We start from the raw sequence: 1915 nt of genomic DNA, 5'->3' as shown, positions 1-1915 counted from the left end.
ATCGATTATTAACATTATGAAAAGTGGTTATTTAAACTATAAAAATGACGACGATGCATTATACTTTTTTGAAAACGTCATATTAGAATCTGGAATCGATTATAAATCCGGATTATTTAATGACGATTTATTTAGACGCTTTCTAGAAACACGAGACGACGGTAAAGAATTAAAACTTACTGAAGATGATGAATTAAAAATCAAAGCGATGCTCGATTATAAAAACAGAGTGCTCGGCGCATTAGATAATCTATACGCTAAATTAAACAACGGTACAAAAGCGATTGATTACATCCGTACTATATATAGCTTTTTAGAAGAAAATGGTGTATTAGAACGACTCGAACAACATATCGACGATATTGATAACAAAAATCGTCAAAATGAAACTGAAGATGCGTACAACCACTTTATCGGTCTTCTAGATGACGCGAATATCGTATATGGAGAAGAAACGGTTGAGTTTAACATTTTTGTCGATAACTTAATGGAAGGTCTACTTGAAGCAGAATTTAATTTATTACCGGCAACACTCGATGAAGTTACTGTTGGATTACTGGACCTTGCGAAAGTTGAAAATAAAAAATATATATTTATGATCGGTATGAACAATAACGTCATGCCGATGGATATGAGTCATAACGATATTATCACTGACGAAGAAAAAGAAGCGTTTGAATTGAACGACATTCAAATCACTCCAAGAGATGAAGTACTTCGTCAAGATGAACGCTTTGTCTTTTATCATGGTGTGACGCGTCCAACGGATGGACTATTCATTAGCTATGCGGTAAGTAATTTAAAAAATGAGCCGACAAAAATTAGCCCGTTTATTGAGGAGTTAAAAAACGCATCAAACATGTCGGTGATCAATCCGTCGTTATATGGTACTCGAGATGTGGAATATAATATCTCCAGCATCGATAGTATGCGTGATTTACTCCTTGAGCACTTAAGAAATATATTAAATACACCGAAAAAATATAAAGATACAGTAACAAAAGGTGTTAAAGATAAAGTATTTTTAGAAACACTTCAAGCGCTTAAAAATGACGTTAATCATAAAGACATATTTAATCAGTTAGTGAGACATTTATCGTATAAAAACGAAAGTGAAAAAATCGATATATCAGTCGCAACAGAATTATACGGTGATGCTTTAAGTGGGTCTGTATCGAGGTTTCATAGCTTTTATAATTGCCAGTTCCAACACTTTATGGAGTATGGTTTAAAACTTGATCAGCGTGAAGATTTAAACTTGAAGCGGTAGATCTCGGTAACTTATACCACTCAGTACTAGAAGATGTGTTAAAAAATCATTTTAACTATGAACTGCGGGAGCTAACACCATCTGATATTAACAAAGCAGTAACAGAGTCTGTAAATACTGCAGTTAAAAATATTTCTCACGGTATATTTGAACATACGGGATACTATAGAATATTAAAGTTAAAAAGTATTGAGACAATTACAGATGTCGTGATTAACTTAGAACGTTATTTAGAAGCATCGGATTTTAATATTCAATATTTAGAAGAAAAATTTGGCCACGAAAACGACTTGTTTGGTGCGTATCAACTCGAGACTGAAAAGAAAAACATAGTAAACTTACGAGGAGTTATCGACCGAATTGATACAAATGTACGTGAAGATGGTACTTATATTTCTTTAATCGATTATAAATCAAGTAAAAATAAAGACCTCGATTTAAAAGACGTATATCTCGGAACAGAACTTCAACAATTTATATATATGAATATTATTGAATCAAATGCTGAAAAATTCGGAGGAAATCTACTTCCGTTAACGATGATGTTCTATCCAGTCGTAACTACAAAAACGAGTGCTAACAATCAAACGCAAAATAAGTTAATGACTGCGAAAACACCTGAAATGTATGAAGAGATGTTAAAGG

General features: G+C 32.8%; 2 protein-coding genes. Both read left to right on the top strand.

The window, feature by feature from the left end:
* Positions 1-1270: PD-(D/E)XK nuclease family protein (locus TJ68_RS06515; RefSeq protein WP_187364862.1), on the top strand; the 1270-nt coding region annotated here is incomplete at its 5' end.
* A gap of 35 nt (positions 1271-1305) precedes the next feature.
* On the top strand, positions 1306-1915 hold a 610-nt coding region (locus tag TJ68_RS06510; RefSeq protein ID WP_040929357.1), incomplete at its 3' end, for a PD-(D/E)XK nuclease family protein.

Origin of the sequence: Nosocomiicoccus massiliensis (assembly GCF_000438455.1) — a bacterium.
GTDB lineage: Bacteria > Bacillota > Bacilli > Staphylococcales > Salinicoccaceae > Nosocomiicoccus > Nosocomiicoccus massiliensis.
The sequence above is the reverse complement of the archived record's forward strand: the minus strand, read 5'-3'. Positions and strand labels throughout refer to the sequence as shown.